The sequence below is a fragment of the Sphingobacterium humi genome (assembly GCF_009768885.1).
GTDB lineage: Bacteria > Bacteroidota > Bacteroidia > Sphingobacteriales > Sphingobacteriaceae > Sphingobacterium > Sphingobacterium humi.
The window spans coordinates 454804-472984 of the sequence record NZ_WSQA01000001.1 but is presented as its reverse complement, the minus strand read 5'-3'; the positions used below and the strand labels follow the sequence as shown (position 1 = coordinate 472984).

General features: G+C 44.9%; 17 protein-coding genes. 13 read left to right on the top strand and 4 right to left on the bottom strand.

What is annotated here, in order from left to right:
- The first annotated feature begins 176 nt into the window (after positions 1-176).
- Positions 177-602 (top strand): Dabb family protein, encoded by a 426-nt coding sequence (locus tag GQF63_RS01755; protein ID WP_160367368.1) that lies wholly within the window; start codon positions 177-179, stop codon positions 600-602.
- A 92-nt stretch (positions 603-694) separates the two neighbouring features.
- On the opposite strand, the gene GQF63_RS01750 is transcribed toward GQF63_RS01755, so the two are convergent.
- Together GQF63_RS01750 and GQF63_RS01745 are read right to left on the bottom strand one after the other, a co-directional pair.
- Complete coding sequence (locus GQF63_RS01750; RefSeq protein ID WP_160367367.1) at positions 695-1000, bottom strand: DUF4342 domain-containing protein; 306 nt, start codon at positions 998-1000, stop codon at positions 695-697.
- Between the two features lie 153 nt (positions 1001-1153).
- Complete coding sequence (locus GQF63_RS01745; protein ID WP_246163210.1) at positions 1154-1969, bottom strand: sulfite exporter TauE/SafE family protein; 816 nt, start codon at positions 1967-1969, stop codon at positions 1154-1156.
- A gap of 164 nt (positions 1970-2133) precedes the next feature.
- On the opposite strand from GQF63_RS01745, the gene GQF63_RS01740 reads away from it, so the two are divergent.
- From GQF63_RS01740 to pstB, 9 genes are all read left to right on the top strand, one after another.
- Positions 2134-2682 (top strand): YeeE/YedE family protein, encoded by a 549-nt coding sequence (locus GQF63_RS01740; protein WP_160367365.1) that lies wholly within the window; start codon positions 2134-2136, stop codon positions 2680-2682.
- 5 nt (positions 2683-2687) lie between these two features.
- Positions 2688-3101, top strand: coding sequence for a DUF6691 family protein (locus GQF63_RS01735; RefSeq protein WP_160367364.1), 414 nt, complete (start codon positions 2688-2690; stop codon positions 3099-3101).
- A gap of 122 nt (positions 3102-3223) precedes the next feature.
- A complete protein-coding gene (locus tag GQF63_RS01730) occupies positions 3224-4600 on the top strand; it encodes an MBL fold metallo-hydrolase (RefSeq protein ID WP_160367363.1) in 1377 nt (458 codons plus the stop codon).
- 14 nt (positions 4601-4614) lie between these two features.
- Entirely contained in the window at positions 4615-5241 is a 627-nt protein-coding gene (locus tag GQF63_RS01725) for a Crp/Fnr family transcriptional regulator (RefSeq protein WP_160367362.1), read from the top strand.
- 42 nt (positions 5242-5283) lie between these two features.
- Entirely contained in the window at positions 5284-5832 is a 549-nt protein-coding gene (locus tag GQF63_RS01720) for a TlpA family protein disulfide reductase (protein ID WP_160367361.1), read from the top strand.
- Between the two features lie 465 nt (positions 5833-6297).
- A complete protein-coding gene (locus GQF63_RS01715; RefSeq protein ID WP_160367360.1) occupies positions 6298-7173 on the top strand; it encodes a PstS family phosphate ABC transporter substrate-binding protein in 876 nt (291 codons plus the stop codon).
- Positions 7163-8053 (top strand): phosphate ABC transporter permease subunit PstC, encoded by an 891-nt coding sequence (gene pstC, locus GQF63_RS01710; protein ID WP_160367359.1) that lies wholly within the window; start codon positions 7163-7165, stop codon positions 8051-8053. Before GQF63_RS01715 ends, pstC begins: the two co-directional genes overlap by 11 nt.
- Positions 8043-8900 (top strand): phosphate ABC transporter permease PstA, encoded by an 858-nt coding sequence (gene pstA, locus GQF63_RS01705; RefSeq protein ID WP_160367358.1) that lies wholly within the window; start codon positions 8043-8045, stop codon positions 8898-8900. The genes pstC and pstA overlap by 11 nt, the downstream gene beginning before the upstream one ends.
- On the top strand, positions 8890-9636 hold the full coding sequence (gene pstB / locus GQF63_RS01700) for a phosphate ABC transporter ATP-binding protein PstB (protein WP_160367357.1): 747 nt from the start codon (positions 8890-8892) through the stop codon (positions 9634-9636). Before pstA ends, pstB begins: the two co-directional genes overlap by 11 nt.
- A 709-nt stretch (positions 9637-10345) precedes the next feature.
- Here the strand turns inward: pstB and GQF63_RS01695 are convergent.
- Both GQF63_RS01695 and GQF63_RS01690 read right to left on the bottom strand, forming a co-directional pair.
- Positions 10346-11869: a SulP family inorganic anion transporter gene (locus GQF63_RS01695; RefSeq protein WP_160367356.1), complete on the bottom strand. Its 1524-nt coding sequence runs from the start codon at positions 11867-11869 to the stop codon at positions 10346-10348.
- Positions 11870-11959: 90 nt separating this feature from the next.
- On the bottom strand, positions 11960-12535 hold the full coding sequence (locus tag GQF63_RS01690) for an arylesterase (RefSeq protein WP_212592429.1): 576 nt from the start codon (positions 12533-12535) through the stop codon (positions 11960-11962).
- Positions 12536-12697: 162 nt separating this feature from the next.
- On the opposite strand from GQF63_RS01690, the gene GQF63_RS01685 reads away from it, so the two are divergent.
- The 3 genes from GQF63_RS01685 (at position 12698) to GQF63_RS01675 (ending at position 18105) form a co-directional block, all read left to right on the top strand.
- A complete protein-coding gene (locus tag GQF63_RS01685) occupies positions 12698-13357 on the top strand; it encodes an ABC transporter ATP-binding protein (protein ID WP_246163208.1) in 660 nt (219 codons plus the stop codon).
- Positions 13354-15885 carry an ABC transporter permease gene (locus tag GQF63_RS01680; protein WP_160367353.1) on the top strand — a complete coding sequence of 844 codons (2532 nt, stop codon included), beginning with the start codon at positions 13354-13356 and terminating at the stop codon, positions 15883-15885. Before GQF63_RS01685 ends, GQF63_RS01680 begins: the two co-directional genes overlap by 4 nt.
- Positions 15886-16017: 132 nt before the next feature.
- Positions 16018-18105 (top strand): catalase, encoded by a 2088-nt coding sequence (locus GQF63_RS01675; RefSeq protein ID WP_425500371.1) that lies wholly within the window; start codon positions 16018-16020, stop codon positions 18103-18105.
- Positions 18106-18181: the final 76 nt, after the last annotated feature.

The window sequence follows — 18181 nt, the reverse complement described above, 5'->3', positions numbered from 1 at the left end:
TATTGTTAATCAATTCAGAATCCATGAAATCCTAAATAATTAATTCATGTTTAGGATAATCATTAAGTAAAAGGAGAATGGATTGCTTAAAATTAGCATAGAAGGAGCGACATTTATCGTAACAAGCTTTCTATATAAAATCCTATCTTTAGGTAAAAATCAATCCTACGTAAACCATGAAAAGAAAACATTTTATTGCCAGCATGGTTGTTGGCGGCGCATCGGGATCTTTATTAGGAGCCTGCGACAATCCGAAGAACATCAAAACTGCAAGTCCTACGGCCTTCTCCAGCGGCACCATCGTACATTCTGTCTATTTCTGGTTGAAGGAAGGTATTACGGCAGAAGAAGAACAAGAGTTTCTCCAGTTTTTTGAGATCTTGAAAAAGGTGCCGGGTATTAAAGATTTACAGGTCGGCAAGCCCTCCCCAACCACGCCAAGACCGGTGGTCGACAATTCCTTTTCCTATTTTCTAATGGTCACCTTCAACTCCATGGACGATATCAATACGTATGAGAAGCATCCGGAGCATCTGGCAGCCTCCGAAGCGTTTAGTAAGTACTGGACAAAGGTGGAAGTGAAAGATGCGACCTTGATATAAGCTGTCCATACCTTTAAAAAATCCAACCCAGGATGCTGTGGCATAACAGTTCCTGGGTTGGATTCAATCAATTAAACTACAGAAAAAATCTTCTATTTTACCTCGATATCCTGAGGGCCTTCGTGTTGCTCGGCTTCGGTTTTTACCTCAGTTTCGGCTTTTTCCGAGCGCTCTACCGTAATTTTACATTCGGTAAGTAAGGCTGCTAAAGCACCCACTGCTGCGAAAATAGGGGCCAATACCACACCGATTACCCCTAAAGTAACCGGGAAGCTCATGATCTCTTTTCCCGATTTATCGGAAATGCTGATTTTAGTAACATTACCCTCAGCAATTAATTCTTTAACTCTTTTTAATAAGTTCTCACCAGTAATAGTGAATGTTTCTTTGATTGACATATCTTCTTCTTTTATTTGATTAACAATTATTTACTCGTCTTGTTTAATTTGATAATCAAAAGTACGATATGTTGCATTATCCCCGTATGGGAACTAGGTTAATTCCCTGTAAATTTCGGTAAATGGCGACTTTTGTTCGGTAAATTGGAGGGACTATTTGCTGAGTTCCTGGAAAATAATCCAAAAAGCCATCAGGAGGACGAAGTAGCCGAAGAAAGGCTTCAGCTTCTGGGCGGCAATCTTCTGGCTAAGCCAAGAGCCTAAGAGCATGCCTACTAGGGCAATACCGGTTACAGCTAACATAAACCACCAGTGAATCTCCTGGATATTATTACTACTCGCAAAGCCAAATAGGGAGTTTAGGGCAATAATAAACAAGGAGCTGCCAATTGCAGTCTTTAACTCCATTTTATTGAAGATAATTAAGGCCGGGATAATCAGGAAACCACCGCCAGCACCCACCAGACCTACGATAAGTCCTACCAGGATACCCTGAACAGCCAACAGATAGCTGCTTTTGCTTGGCTGCTCTTCTTGCTCGTCTGTAGCTTCCTTTTTCCAGATCATATTACCAGCGGCAAAGACCATTAATACCGCAAACAGCAGCATTAAGGCCATATCTTTACTCACGGCATAGCCAGCGATATCAAAGAGATGTTCCGGAATATGCGGGTGAATCCAGGTTCTGGCCAGGAATACACCTATAATAGAAGGGATGCCAAAGGCTAGGGCTGTTTTATAATCCACTTGTTTTTTGAGGCTATAAGGAATAATGCCGGCCAAACTGGTGCTCCCAACTATAAATAAGGAGTAGGTAGTGGCTAGGTAAGGATCGATATGAAACAGGTATACCATTACAGGCACGGTTAATATACTACCTCCCGCACCTATTAACCCCAATATTAATCCTATACTTATCGCTGCTGTAAATCCTAATAGTTCCATACCTTCCATCATTTGATGGTTCAAAGTTGAGGTATTCTACAGGGAATTTTGGTTACCTTTGTTACACAGCGATAAAAATGGCGAATCGCGGGGGTTGCATCAAGTAAAGCAATTCCTTCACTTTGCCTGTAACTTAAGTTACGCAGCTTATCTTTCGCTAACCGTACCTTTGCACAAAAAAAAATTATATGGATATTTTGTTAGACCCCTGGCCGTGGTATGTAGGTGGCCCTTTAGTCGCCTTGATCATGGTCTTTTTGATTTACTTAGGAAAGAGCTTTGGATTCTCCTCTAATTTTAGAAACATTTGCTCGGTGTTAGGCGCCGGCAAAAGTTGTTCTTTTTTTGATTTTAACTGGAAAGCCCAGTCTTGGAACCTCCTGTTTTTAGTAGGTGCAATGGTTGGAGGCTTTCTTGCCGCCCATTACTTATCCGACAATCAGGTTCCGGCTATAGCCGCAGCAACGATTACCGATTTAAAAGCAATGGGTTTTGATTCTGCAGGCAACGCTTATATGCCTAGCGAACTCTTCGGAAAAATGAATGTGAAAAACATCATGCTTCTTGCAATTGGTGGCTTATTTATCGGCTTTGGCACCCGCTATGCCGGTGGATGTACTTCCGGACATGCCATCTCCGGATTAAGCGATTTACAATGGCCATCCCTTGTGGCTGTTATCGGTTTCTTTATTGGTGGCCTCACCATGGTTCACGTATTCTTCCCTATTATATTTTAATGCACATGAGAAAGTTATTATTTATCGCCTTGGGCGTATTGTTTGGAATGGTGATGTATAAGGCCGAGGCAGCGTCCTGGTTTCGCATCTATGAAATGTTCAACTTCCAGTCTTTCCATATGTATGGATTTATTGGTACTGCCCTCATAGTTGGTGTTATTGCGGTACAGCTTATCAAAAGAAAACAAGCGAAAGATGTGGATGGACAGCCTATTCACATCCAAGATAAAAACAAATCAATTCCGCGCTATTTAATTGGCGGTATCTTCTTCGGATTAGGCTGGGCCTTAATAGGTGCCTGTCCGGGGCCTATCTTTGTGTTATTAGGCGCCGGTGTATTGCCGATGTTGATCGTGATTGCCTTTGCCTTATTAGGTACTTACCTTTACGGGGTTTTCCGTCATAAGTTGCCCCATTAAGCCTGCTAATCTGTAACAAATGTAACTGAGGATGCCGTGATAAAGGGTTAGCTTTGTTATATTAAAGGAATTTGCTGCGGTGCAAGCTGCAGCATAAGGTTAAACTATAATAAAAAAGAAAAATGTTTTTTCAACAAGTATATGATAAGACTTTAGCACAAGCAAGTTATTTTATTGGATGTCAAGCTAAGAAACAGGCCATTGTTATTGATGCCAAGCGTGATGTTGATACCTACCTGGAAATTGCTAAGCAGAATAATATGGAGATTACCCATATTGCAGAAACCCATATTCACGCCGACTTTTTATCTGGCTCCCGCGAGTTACAAGAACTTACAGGTGCAAAAATGTACCTCTCGGATGAGGGAGGTGAAAACTGGCAGTATGAGTTTCCGCATGAAGGACTTCGCGATGGGGATGTGATTAAGGTGGGCAACCTGAGCCTGACGGTGATGCATACCCCGGGACATACGCCGGAAAGCATCAGCTTTATCCTGCGCGATCACCCCGCTTCCGAAGAGCCTGTCATGATATTTACCGGCGACTTTGTCTTCGTAGGCGATATTGGCCGCCCGGATTTGCTGGAAGAGGCCGCAGGGCTCGTCGGTACCAAAGAAATAGGTGCCGAGCAGATGTTTGCTTCCTTGAAGAAGTTTGTTGAACTGCCAGATTATGTACAGGTATGGCCGGGGCATGGTGCCGGCTCGGCTTGTGGTAAGGCCTTAGGTGCCGTTCCTAGCAGTACCGTCGGCTATGAGAAAATCAGAAACTGGGCATTCCAGTTTGGCGATGATTACGAAGGATTTAAAAACTACCTGTTGAGCGATCAGCCGGAAGCACCGACCTACTTCGCCATGATGAAGAAATTAAACAAAGTAGATCGGTCCTTATTGACCGAAGTGCCGCAACATCCAAGCCTATCGGTTGAAACCGCCCTGGCTGATGATGAAGCCATTTTAGTCGATACCCGTAACAAGGTGCAATTTGCGGAAGGGCATTTAGCAAAGGCCATCAATATTCAAAACAACAACTCCCTGGCCAATTGGGCCGGCTGGATGTTGCCATACGACCGTGACCTACTCATCGTTACAGACGCCGGCACAGAGGAAGAAGTAACCCGCAAATTAATGCGTATCGGTATGGATCGAATCAAAGGTTTTGTAACAGACCTAAAAGACGCTCCATTACAGCAGATGCAGCAAGTAGATGCAGATACCGTAGAAGCTTGGAAAGACCGCGAGGATACTGTTTTGTTTGATGTACGTAGTAAATCGGAGTTTGAAAATTCCCATATCCCGGGTGCAATTCATAAATTTATTGGTAACTTACCAAAGGAATTGCCAACGGAGTATAAGGATAAGAAGATTATTATCCAATGCCAGTCTGGAGATCGGGCAACCATTGCGACCTCTTATTTAGAGCGCGCAGGTTTCTCGCCGGTCTACAATTACCCTGGCAGCTTCCTTGATTGGCTAAAACAAGAAAAGCCCACGGTATAAGGAAAACAAAGCTTATGGATTTAATCGCTGAAGCGTATCAAAATATTTTAGAGCCCGCCTTGATCGAAGAGATTAAGGCGGTTGCTATTATGCGGACTTACCAAGCCGGTGAGGTGATCGTAGAAATCGGCCAATATGTGCGTGCCATGCCTTTATTAATAGCGGGCGCCATAAAAATTGTGCGTGAGGATGAGAAAGAGGGGGAAATATTATTGTACTACCTGGCCAAAGGCGAAACCTGCACCATGTCTATTGCTTGTTGTGTGGGGAATAAGAAGTCCGAAATCCGTGCCCAAGCAGAAATGCCCACCTTGGTGGCCATGATTCCCAATCAATACCTCAACGAATGGTTAGCCAAGTACAGCTCTTGGCGCAATTTTATCTTAAATTCCTATGCCGCACGCATGAATGAAATGCTCGGCGCCATCGATAACCTGGCCTTCTCCAACATGGAGGAAAGGATCAGCAATTACCTCAAAGAAAAGGTGCGCTTAACGGATAGCCCAATCCTGACGCTGACCCACCAGGAGATTGCCTCCGATCTGAATACCTCCCGTGTGGTGGTATCACGGATTCTGAAAAAACTCGAAAACGAAGACCAGATCGTGCTCCTGCGTAATGAAATCAGAGTACTGAATTAACAATTTTACCGTTATTTAGTAAAGAACAGACCTCAGCAACCCATGCAAAAGAAAAAAATCTTACTGCTAACACTTCTGTCCAGTGCTGTATTCAGCGTTGGGCATGCAAATCTTGCCAATCAATCAGCGGAAATGCCAGCAGCAGCCATGTCGCAGGCCGATATCGATGTCAGCTTCGTGGATGGAGAAGGGAAGACGCTGAACCTTTCCGAATTAAAGGGGAAAGTGGTCGTGTTAAATTTTTGGGCCACCTGGTGCCAGCCCTGCATTGCCGAAATGCCAGCCTTACAAAAACTTTATACGGAGTTAAAGGATCAAAAAGACATTGTATTTCTATCCATCGAAATGGATCAGGATCATGCGAAGGCGGCCAAGTTTTTGGCAAAGAACAAATACAGCCTGCCCTTATACTCTTTATCCTCCGGTTTGCCGCAGGAACTGGCGACCAACTCCATTCCGATGACGGTGATTATTGCGAAAAATGGAGAATTAGTCGTTAAAAAAATAGGGATGATCGACTTTGCTTCGGCGAAATTAAAGAGAAACCTCATCGCCTTAACCAAAGAACGCAGCGATTTATCCTATATGTAAGCTATTATTTCAATATTAAGGATCAATAGGGTACAAAAGCTATCATTTTCTTGCCTACTTCATGTAAATACAACAGCTTGTTAATGTTCTCTTCATAAGTAGCCCTTACTTTTGAGCCATACAAGCTACGTTTACGATGAAAAATAAAGGCAAAGCATTTCCAGCTTTTCTGTTAAACTATTTTAAACTCCAGGCCCAAATCGCCGGAAGTAGCCCCTTATTTTCTTAAAATAAGCATAATAAAACGTTCATTTTCGACTAATCAAATACAATTCATAATCCAAGTCATTCCTAACTTTTAGGGATGGCTTTTTTTTGTGTACGCCACAACAGTGTCAATAACCGGGCTTTGTTCATAATTTTTTAGCAACAACTTTACAATGATGTTACATAGTAACCCTCAGCTACCATTAGCATAATGATTCCTTAACATTAGGTTAATGTTTAAACTTCATTTTTGTAGGGATGAGAAAATGGATGATCAATTTTATGCAGCTTCTTTTTGGAAGTGCTGCAATTTTCCTAAGCTCTTGTAGCCAGAATACCAACTCGATTAAGATGAAGGGCTCCGACACGGAGGTTAACCTTGCGGTAAATTTAGCGGAACGCTTTACCAAACTAGACCCCAATTTCAGTATTGCCATCTCCGGTGGAGGCTCCGGCTTAGGGATTACCTCCCTGATGAATGGGCATGCAGATATTGCGAATTCGTCCCGTCCCTTATCTGAGGAAGAAGTAGAACAGTTTAAAGCGCTTAATATCGAGCTGAAAACTATAGTTTTCGCCGAAGATGCCACAGCCTTTGTGGTGCATAAAGACCTGCCTATATCGGAAATATCGGTCGATACCCTGGCAAAAATCCTCAGTGGCGAGATCAATAATTGGTCGGCCCTACTGGATATCGACCTGCCGATTAATATCTATGGTCGCCAAAGTAGTTCCGGTACGCATTCCTTTATCAAGAAGAAATTAAAGATAGAATTTACGTCCGCCGCTAAGGAAATGACCGGGAATGCCCAGATTATTGAAGGGGTAAAAGCCGATAAAACAGGCATAGGCTATGTAGGAGCGGGCTATGTGGCGCATGATCCGAATAGTAACCAGAAAGTTAAGATCCTAAAAATCCGGGAGCATAGCGGTGAAAAGGCACAGTCTCCTTTAGATCCTGAAGCCATCAACAACAGCTTGTATTATTTTCAACGTCCCTTATATCAATTTGTATTAGCCTCCTCCTGGGAAAAAGTGCGCCCATTCATCAACTTCGAGCGTGGCGCCATCGGCAGAAAGCTCATTGAAGAGCATGGCTATTATACCCTAGAAAATCAACAACATGAAATATAAAAGTAGGTTATCTTTAGACCTTTGTTTTAAGTACATTTTTAAGGCAACGGGCTTAATGGTGCTGGCCTTGTTAGGCGGTATCCTGGCCATGCTGGTGTACAATTCCTTTTCTTTTTTCCTCGATGTGAAACCTCTGGACTTTATTACCGGAATGGAATGGAACCCCACCGCTAATAATCCGAAATACGGCATGCTGCCTTTAATCCTGAGTACCACCTTGGTCACTTTTGGAGCCATGCTGATTGCCATTCCCTTAGGGATTGGTACAGCAGCGTATATTGCCGATTATGCCAGCCCTCGCGTCAAGAATATTTTAAAACCTACCATAGAAATGCTGGCAGCCATTCCTTCGGTTGTTATCGGCTTTTTAGGTATCGTGGTGGTGAGTCCCGGTATTGCAAATATGGCCGATTTATCCAATGGCCTTAATGCCCTAAACGGTGCTATCCTGCTGGCGGTTATGGCCTTGCCAACCATTATTACGGTCGCCGAAGATGCTATCCATGCCGTGCCAAAAACCTATAAAGAAGCCAGTTATGGCGTAGGTGCTACTAAATGGCAAACCCTACGTAAGGTGGTTATTCCTGCTGCCGCGCCGGGTATTATTGCTGCGGTGATGTTAGGTGTAGGGCGTGCCATCGGCGAAACCATGACGGTGTTAATGGCTACGGGAAATGCCTCCATTATTCCAAGCGGTTTCTTTGACTCCGTAAAAACCATGACGGCCACCATTGCTATTGAAATGGGGGAAGTGCCTTATCAAACGACCCATTATTACGCTTTATATGCACTGGCGACCGTATTGTTCCTGATGACCCTCATTGCCAATATGTTGGGCGAATATTTTATTAACCGTTTTAGAAAATACCATGCAGTTTAAATCCAGAGCACTCAGTAGTGTCATCGAATGGGGCAGTCTATTGCTCAGTACCGGACTGGTTTGCTTCTTCCTCGTTGTTGTCATTTGGGAAATCGCTTCCAAAGGCGCATCCGTCCTGTCCTGGGAGTTTCTTTTTGCCGTACCATCTGAGGGGATGACCCAAGGGGGCATCTTAACACCCATTATCGGAACCGTTGTATTAACCCTGATCACCGCCTTGTTTGCAATCCCTTTCGGGGTATGCTGCGCTATTTATTTACATGAATACGCCGAAGACAACTGGCTGACCCGCACCATTCGTGCTTCCATCCGCAACCTCTCTGGGGTGCCTAGTATTATCTATGGGCTGTTTGGTCTTGCCCTTTTTGTGCAGGCTATGGAGTTCGGTACGTCCTTGCTGGCGGCGGGCTTAACCCTGGGCTTGCTATCCTTGCCCTATATTATTACCACCACGGAAGAAGCCTTAATGCGTATTCCGAACAGTACGCGTGAGGCAGCTTTAGCCGTTGGTGCCACCAAGTTTGAGACCATTAAAGATGTGGTGATTCCTTCGGCTATGTCGGGCATCCTAACAGGGGTCGTGCTTACCTTAAGTCGTGCTGCCGGCGAAACCGCACCGATCCTCTTTACCGGAGCCGCCTTTTACATCAATGGCTCTACCGGTTATATCAACCAGGAATTTATGGCTCTGCCATACCATTTATATATGTTATCTACCCAACATCAATCCATCGACGAGGTGCGCCCCATCGCGTATGGAACGGCCTTAGTATTGGTGATTGTGGTGTTTTTATTGAACCTGACCGCGTTCTACATCCGTTATAAGTATAGAAAAAATGAAGTCTAAATTATCCGCTGAAAACCTATCCATCAGCTTTGGTACCAAACAAGTGTTAAAGCAAATCAATGTCTCCTTCCAAGAGAATGAAATTACCGCTTTAATTGGCCCCTCAGGATGTGGCAAGAGTACCCTATTGCGTAGTTTCAACCGCATGCACGACCTATCGCCGGATGCCAAGATCGAAGGAGCCATCAAGCTGGAAGATCTTGATCTTTATTCCAAGGCTGTTCCGGTTACAGAAATCCGCAAACGCATAGGCATGGTATTCCAAAAGGCGAATCCTTTCCCTAAAAGCATTTACGATAACATCGCCTACGGCCTGCGTATCAATAACCTGCCCCACGATAAAAGCGTTATAGAAAAAGCCCTACGCGAAGCGTTTTTATGGGAAGAAGTAAAGAACGATCTGAAGATGCCGGCTACCCGCTTGTCAGGTGGACAGCAGCAACGCCTTTGTATTGCCCGGGCTGTGGCTTTACGTCCCGAAGTGATTTTAATGGACGAACCTTGCTCTGCCCTAGATCCGGTGAGTACCTTGAAGATTGAAGAACTGATCAGCCATCTGAAAACAAACTATACCATTGTTATAGTAACCCATAATATGCAACAAGCCCAACGTATAGCCGATAAAACCGTGTTTATGTATTTGGGCGAAGTGAAAGAAGAAGGTCCAACCCAACAGATCTTCCAAAACCCCCACCACGAAATGACCGCCAACTACATCAACGGGCAGTTCGGTTAATACGACAGCTTCCTTACACTTGATATTGAACAGAGGCAAAGGCCGAAACAAATCTTAACGATTTGATTCGGCCTCTTTTTTTGGCGTAGGCTGAAGAACATTGGGACTTCTTTAGGTTTATTTTCCGATAGATTAGGGTTTTTGAAAGTCCATTGTTGAAGCTTTGCACAGTCTTAGTTCAGCCCTTTGCAAAGGGGATTGATACGGGTGAGAAAGGGGAGAGCAAGGGGTGAGGAAGGGGTGAGAGTGGACATAGTTGTTTTGGAACGTGGTGTCATCGCATTGTCACCGCATTGTCATGGTGAGCGGAGTCGAACCACGAACGACAGGTACGTAAATACTGATAACAAACGTAATTTGATATTTTATCAATTGCTTACGAACAGCAAGGGTAAACTACAAAACCTTTACGGTCAGCAGTTTATATAATACTGATTGCATTGACGTACCAGTCGTTCGACTCCGCTCACGATGACAGCTCACGATGACAATACTTGCCGCAACGCAGAACATAGCGTGCCGTAGTTTGCTAGCAAAGCTTAACGAGCAATGCCATTTTATGTCATCACCTTCCAATAAATTTTGCAAACATTTTACCCTCTCACGATGACATATTTTTTTAACATGCTGTTAGTAAGGTGTTTGCGTGTGGCGGTTTGCACTGACGTACCAATCGTTCGACTCCGCTCACGATGACAGCGCGTGCCGCTTAAATTATCACCTTATACGTAGGGTCCTCCAAAATATTAACCTCAATTAATCCCTTCGCGTTTTCCAAGAGGTTTCTGGAGTCTTCGCTGAGGTGTCGTAGCACGACGGTTTTCCCTTTAGCAGCATACTTTGAGGTTAGTTTGTGCAGGGCATCGATGGCTGACATATCCACTATTCTAGAATCGCGGAAATCGATGATAATGCGTTCAGGGTCGGATTCCAGGTCGAATTTTTCGGTGAAGGTGCTGACCGATCCAAAGAAGAGGGGGCCATATATTTCATAGACCTTATTGCCAAATTCATCTTCTGATTTTCGGGCGCGGATGCGGATGGCACTATCCCAGGCGAATACCAAGGCCGATATTATCACGCCGATCAGCACGGCCAGAGCCAGGTTGTGTAATACCACGGTGATGGCAGCGACCAATATGCCTACGAAAATATCCGACTTGGGCATTTTGCGCATCATACGGAAGAATCCCCATTTAAAGGTGCTGATGGCAACCATCATCATAACGCCAACCAAGGCTGCCATCGGGATTAACTCGATAAATGGAGCGCCAACCAGAATAATAATAAGAATGCTGATGGCACCAATAAAGGCAGACAGCCTACTGCGGGCACCTGCATTGATGTTTACCAAGGATTGAGCCACCATGGCACAGCCACCCATGCCACTGAAAAAGCCATTGACGATATTAGCGGTGCCTTGCGCAATTGCTTCTTTGTTCGAGCTGCCTTTGCTGTTGGTCAGCTCATCCACCATGCTTAAGGTTAATAAGGATTCAATTAATCCTACGGCCGACATGATTAAGGCATAAGGGAAAATAATCTGCAAGGTTTCCCAGGTAAAGGGAACCGAAGGGATATGAAAGGGTGGAAAATCGCCGGCAATATGGGCAATATCCATTACCTTCTTGGTGCTGATTCCTGAAAATTGCACGAGCGCGAAGACGACCAGAATGGCAATGAGGGAGGCCGGCACAGCCTTAATAAAGCGTGGGGCAAGCAAGACCAACACTACGGTGAGCCCCGTTAAGCCTAGCATGGTAAACAGTGGAGTGCCCGTCATCCAGGTGGCGACTCCGTTATCCAAGACTTTAAATTGCTCCAATTGGGCCATAAAGATGATAATGGCCAAGCCATTTAAGAAGCCAAACATGACGGGTTGCGGAATCAGGCGGATGAATTTTCCGAGTTTAAAAGCGCCGACGGCAATCTGCAAGAGTCCGGCCAGGGCAACCGCCGCAAAGAGGTATTCTACGCCATGGGCATTGATTAAAGCAATTAACACCACAATGGTGGCACCAGCACCGCCGGACACCAATCCGGGGCGTCCGCCAAGGATAGAGGTTACTAATCCCATAAGGAAGGCTGCGTATAAGCCTGTCAGGGGGCTTAATCCGGCTAGGATGGCAAAGGATAGGGATTCGGGAATCATGGTCATGGCGACCGTAAGTCCGGCCAGGATTTCCGTTTTATAGTTTATTTCTTTGAATTGCTTGAATTGGAGAATGCTCATGGGTATTGTCAGGGCTTTTGTTTAGCCAAAAGCCTGACAAAGATAAGTTTTATCCAGGTTCCTAAAAGTGCTGGGTAGAAGAATTGTGGTTTAAAGTACTTCCTTTAATTGGCTCCAAACATTATGAGCGAGGATAAGCTGCCCTTCTTTTGTCGGGTGCACACCGTCTTGTTGGTTGAGGCTGCTGTTGCCAGCTACTTTATCTAACAGAAAAGGTACTAAAGTCATGTTTTTCTCTTTGGCCAGTTTGGGGAAAATGGCTTCAAAGTCTTTAAAGTAATTGTCGCCCATGCTTGGTGGCACCTTCATGCCTGCTAATACCAGTTTGCAATCGGGGTAAGCCTTTTTTACCTTATCTACAATAGCCGCCAGGTTGCTGTAGGTTGCAGCTGGGGCAATGCCACGTAGACCGTCGTTTGCACCGAGTTCCAACACAAAAATAGCAACACTGTCTTTCAGCAGCCAGTCGATGCGTTCCTTACCTCCCGCGCTTGTTTCACCACTTAAGCCCGCGTTAATACACTGGTACTGCAGTCCTGCGGAGTCTATTTTTCCTTGAATTAATGCCGGGAAAGCATCCTGCTGGCTTTCTAAGCCTAAGCCTGCGGTTAGGCTATTGCCGAAGAAAAGGATGTTTTGTTTGCTCGCCGGTTGGGGGCTTTCCATCGCTATTGTGTCGCTTTGCGTTGCGGCTGGCTTGTTGCCGGTTTGCCTATTGCAAGCGCTAAGTAAAAATATAAGTAATAGGGTGTTAAAAGTCCATGTGATATCCTTCATGCAACTAATTTAATCAAAAAAAAGCTATATTTTTAACATTATATGTCTACTATGATTCTACAATTACAGCATGTTTTCAAGCATTATCAGTTGGAGGGAAAGCAGATCCCCGTTCTTAAGGATATTAATTTTGAGGTTGAAGCGGGGGCAACGCTAGCCATTGTTGGGCCATCGGGAAGTGGTAAATCCACCTTATTGGGATTATGCGCCGGATTGGATCAACCCTCGGAGGGATCTATCCGCCTTCATGGTATTGAGCTTGCTGGATTGAATGAAGATAAGTTGGCACAAATCCGAAATGAACATGTAGGGTTCGTCTTTCAGAACTTTCAATTATTACCCACTTTAACGGCTTTGGAAAATGTGATGGTGCCGATGGAACTGAAAGGACAGAAAGACCATAAAGCGAAAGCAATAGCCTTATTAGAACGCGTAGGCTTGGGCGGGCGTGCCGATCATTACCCTTCGCAACTGTCGGGAGGCGAGCAGCAACGAGTTTCTTTGGCCCGCGCCTTCGCCAATAAACCGAAGATACTTTTTGCCGATGAGCCCACCGGAAACCTGGATGCTGAAACCAGCCAGATAATTGAGGAGATGTTGTTTGAATTGAACCGTGAGTCGGGAACCACGCTTATTATTGTGACGCATGATTTGGAATTGGCGGCAAAAACACAACGTGTGATTCCGATTAAGGGAGGGCAGATTCAATGAATTGGCGCTGGATATTTTTAATGGCCTGGCGCGATAGTCGCAAAAACAGATCCCGGCTTTTTCTTTTTATCTCTTCCATCATCTTGGGGATTGCCTCCTTGGTGTCGATGAACTCGTTTAATCGTAACCTCAAGAAAGATATAGACCTGCAAGCAGCGGAGTTAATTGGTGCCGACCTGGCTTTGGAAACCAATCGGAAACCGACTGCAGCAACCTTGGCTTTTATTGATTCGCTAAACAAGCTAAGTTTAAACTTCGCCAAGGAGGAACGCTTCATGTCGATGCTGCGGTTTCCCAAGGCCGATGCGTCACGTTTTGTACAGGTGCGTGCGCTGGAAGGTTCCTTTCCCTTTTATGGTGCCGTAGAGACGAAACCTACTGGTGCTTTTGGCAAGTTTAATCAAGAACAGGGTATCTATATTGAAAATCCACTACTCTTGCAATATAGCTTGCAGCTTGGCGATACCTTGCAATTAGGCACGAAGAACTTTCCTCTATTGGGTGGCATCACGGCGCAGCCGGGGCAATCGGCTATTGCTGGGGCTATGGCACCTAGCCTTTTTATTCCGCTGGCACAATTGCAAGGGGCAGGATTGCAACAAACCGGAAGCCGGATTGAATATCATTATTACTTTAAATTACCGGCGGATTTTCAGGTGGATAAGAAAATCAAAAGCTGGAAAGATAAACTGAGCACCTTGCAATTGCGGGCCTCCACGATTCAAACCACCAAAGAAAATACAGGGCGTTCCTTTGCTGATATGGCCAATTTTATGGAGCTCGTCGGCTTTGTTGCCTTGTTATTAGGCTGTATCGGCGTATCGAGTGCGGTACAGATTTATGTGCGGGAGAAGCTGATGTCGGTTGCTATTTTGCGCTGCCTAGGGACGAGTGCGAAGCAGGCTTTTTTTATATTTGTGATCCAATTTGCAGCCATCGGGCTATTGGGTGGTATTGTTGGGGCGGCCTTAGGCACTGTTATTCAATTTGCCATTCCTTATGTGATGCAAGATGTATTGCCAGTGGCATTAACCACCCAAATTGTATGGCCGGCCATCTTCCAAGGAATTTTGCTGGGCTTAGTAATTGCCGTCTTATTTGCGTTATTGCCCCTGCTTTCGGTACGTCATATCTCTCCTTTAAATTCCCTACGCTTGCAAGAGGAGCCGGAAGGATTATTAAAAGATAAACTAAAGATTTGGGTTTATCTCTTGATCATTCTTTTTATTGTTCTTTTTGCGCGTACGCAAATGGATACCTGGTTACAGACGCTGCTATTTAGCTTAGGTATTGGGTTCACCTTTTTGCTGCTGTATGGGGTGGCCCGTGGTTTTACTTGGCTTATCCGTAAATATTTTCCCAGCAATTGGTCGTACCTGTGGCGGCAAGGCTTGTCGAACCTATGGCGTCCGAATAATCAAACGGTGATCTTGATCGTTTCCATCGGCTTGGGAACCACCCTTATTGCCACTTTGTATTTTGTGCAGGATATGCTGCTGAACAGGGTAGCGATTTCGGCACAGCAGAATGAAGCCAATATGCTGATGTTTGATATTCAACCTTCTCAACGGGAAGGCATTAGCCAATTGGCTCAAAAATCAGGTTATCCTATTGTTGAAAGTGTGCCCATTGTGACCATGTTTATGGAGGCCGTAAATGGCACCTCGCTACAGGATGTGCTGAAAGATACCACGAGTGAAATTTCTGGACGTGCCTTCCGTGGAGAAATTCGCGCTACTTATCGCGATAGCCTTTCGGCTTCGGAGAAAGTTAGCGCCGGCAAGTGGGTAGGGCAGGTGTCGCCAACCGATACTGCCTCGGTTTCTTTGGATGAAAACTATGCCGAAGGCATTGGCGTAAAGGTGGGGGATGTATTGACCATGAATGTGCAAGGCCTACGGCTTCCAGCGAAGGTGAGCAGCCTGCGCAAAGTCGATTGGAATAGGTTTCAATCCAACTTCCGGATGGTATTTGCCAAGGGAAGTATCGACCAAGCGCCACAGTTCTACCTGATGATGACCAAAGTGACAGGGGAAGAACAGGCGATGCGATTCCAGCAGGAGGTGGTGAATAGCTATCCGAATGTATCGATTATCGATATGAATGCTGTACTCAGCATCCTGAATACCATTTTGGAAAAGATCGGCTTTATCATCAAGTTTATTGGAGGCTTTAGTATTCTCACGGGTATTGTGGTGTTAATCTCATCTGTACGGATAAGTAAATATCAGCGGATTAAGGAGAATGTGCTGTTGCGCACCTTAGGCGCCAGCAGTAAGCAGATTTACCTGATAACGATAAGTGAATATATGTTTCTTGGCCTTCTGGCGGCCCTCTGTGGTTTATTTATTGCCTTAGTGGCCAGCAGCATGTTGGCGATTTTTGTGTTTGAAAGTGCCTTTGTTCCACCGCTAGGTTTTGTTTTGTTCATCTTGACGGCGGTGCCAGCCATGACGGTGTTTATCGGGCTGATCAACAGCCTCACGGTCTTGAATAAATCACCTTTAGCTGTTCTTCGCAATAATTAGGGGTATTTGGGTATAGAAAGCTTTATTTTGGCCTAAACAATTTTCGGGCTTCGCTGTTTTAGTAGGAGACTAATTTAACTAATACACAAGCTCATGAAAAAACAAAATAAACCCAATGTAAAAACGGGCCAAATGGATTCGTATGTGGTAAACAATCTGGATAAACGGATGACTACGAATGATAGTGTTCCAATTCATGACAATAATAATACCTTAAAAGCAGGCGAACGAGGCCCTTCGTTGCTGGAAGATTTTATTTATCAAGATAAGCTTGCTCATTTTGACCGAGAGCGAATCCCCGAGCGGGTAGTACACGCCCGTGGTTCCGGTGCTCATGGTGTTTTTGAGGCAACCGCCGATATGAGTAAGTATACCAAAGCGAAGTTCCTCCAAAAAGGAACCGTAACACCGCTTTTTATTCGATTTTCTACGGTAGCAGGATTTAAAGGCTCCACGGATTTAGCGCGCGATGTGCGTGGTTTTTCCGTGAAGTTTTATACCGAAGAAGGGAATTATGACTTGGTGGGTAATAATATTCCGGTATTCTTTATTCAGGATGCCATGCAGTTTCCGGATGTGGTGCATGCGGTAAAACCAGAACCGGATAAGGAAATTCCGCAAGCCGCATCTGCACATGATACTTTTTGGGATTTTATTTCCCTAATGCCCGAGTCGGCCCACATGTCTTTATGGATCATGTCCGATCGCGCAATTCCACGTTCTTTTCGGATGATGGAAGGCTTTGGGGTGCATACCTTTAAATTTATCAATGCGCAAGGCAAGGCCACTTTTGTGAAATTCCATTGGAAACCAAGACTAGGGATGCACAGTGTAGCCTGGCAGGAAGCGCAGAAAATATCAGGTTATGATTCGGATTTCCATAGACGAGATCTGTGGGAAGCCATTGAGTCGGGTAATTTTCCGCAATGGGACTTGGGCGTGCAGCTTATTCCGGAGGAAGATGAAATGAAATATTCCTTTGATATCCTAGATCCGACGAAGATTATTCCGGAAGAATTGGTGCCCGTTCAAGTGATCGGAACGATGACCTTAAATCGAAACCCTACGAACTTTTTTGCAGAGACCGAGCAGGTAGCTTTTGACCCGGGGCGTTTGGTGCCGGGCATAGACTTCAGTAATGATCCCTTATTACAAGGTCGGGTTTTTTCCTATGCCGATACACAGAACTACCGCCTCGGCGGACCTAATTTTCATGAAATCCCGATAAATCGTTCTGTTGTTCAAAAACATAATAACCAGAAGGACGGCTTTTCACGTATGGATATTTTGGAAGGTAATGTGAGTTATTTTCCGAACAGCTTAGGCAATGGTTGTCCTTATCATGCTATGCTGAGAGGCGAGAAAGGCTTTGAATCGCATGGCGAGAAAATCGATGCCAAGAAAATCCGTGGTCGCTCGGCATCCTTTGCTGATCATTTTACGCAGGCACGTTTATTCTTCCGCTCGCAATCAGAGCCTGAACAAGAACATATCATCAGTGCCTTTAGCTTCGAATTGTCGAAAGTGAATGCCGTAGCTGTCCGTATGCGTGAATTAGCGATTTTAAATCAGATTGACAAAACGTTAGCTGCCCGCGTAGGAAAGAACCTGGGGCTGACTCCAGCAAAGGAGTTAGATCCGCTAACCTTGCAATTTGCGCGACAGAATCATCCTAAGTATCCGCTAAAACCCAATAAACCGGAAGTGGAGCAATCGCCCGCCTTGAGTATGCGGCCCAAACCGGGTGAAGGAACGATAGCCAGTCGGAAAGTAGCTTTTTTAGTGGCCGATGGTGTCAGTTTAAAATCGGTTGATAAGCTTCGTAAAGCTTTGCAGAAGGAAGGCGCAGAAGCCGTGTTGATTTCCACGCGCGTAGGTCCTCTACAATATAAAGAGGGAGGCAGTGAAGAGGTGCAACATAGTTATTTAACGGTTGCTTCGGTTTGTTATGATGCCTTCTATACGCCGGAAGGCGATTCGGTACAAACCTTGAAATCGGAGCCTGATTATATCCAATTTATCAATGAGGGCTATCGTCATTGTAAAGTTTTGGCCTTCGCCAAGGGTGCCGAATCATTAATGGCGGTTTCTTTTATTCCCGATCAAGCGGATAAGGGTGTTATCCAGGAGTCTAAACAGGCTTTAGCGGCGGATTTTATTGCCGCCATGAAGCTGCATCGGATTTGGGAACGGGAAATGGATAGAAAGGTTCCGGTATAAATTTTTAAAAAAAATAAAACCATTTTTCTATTGGGCTGTTCTATCTATACAATCACATTAAAATATAAAGGAGAAT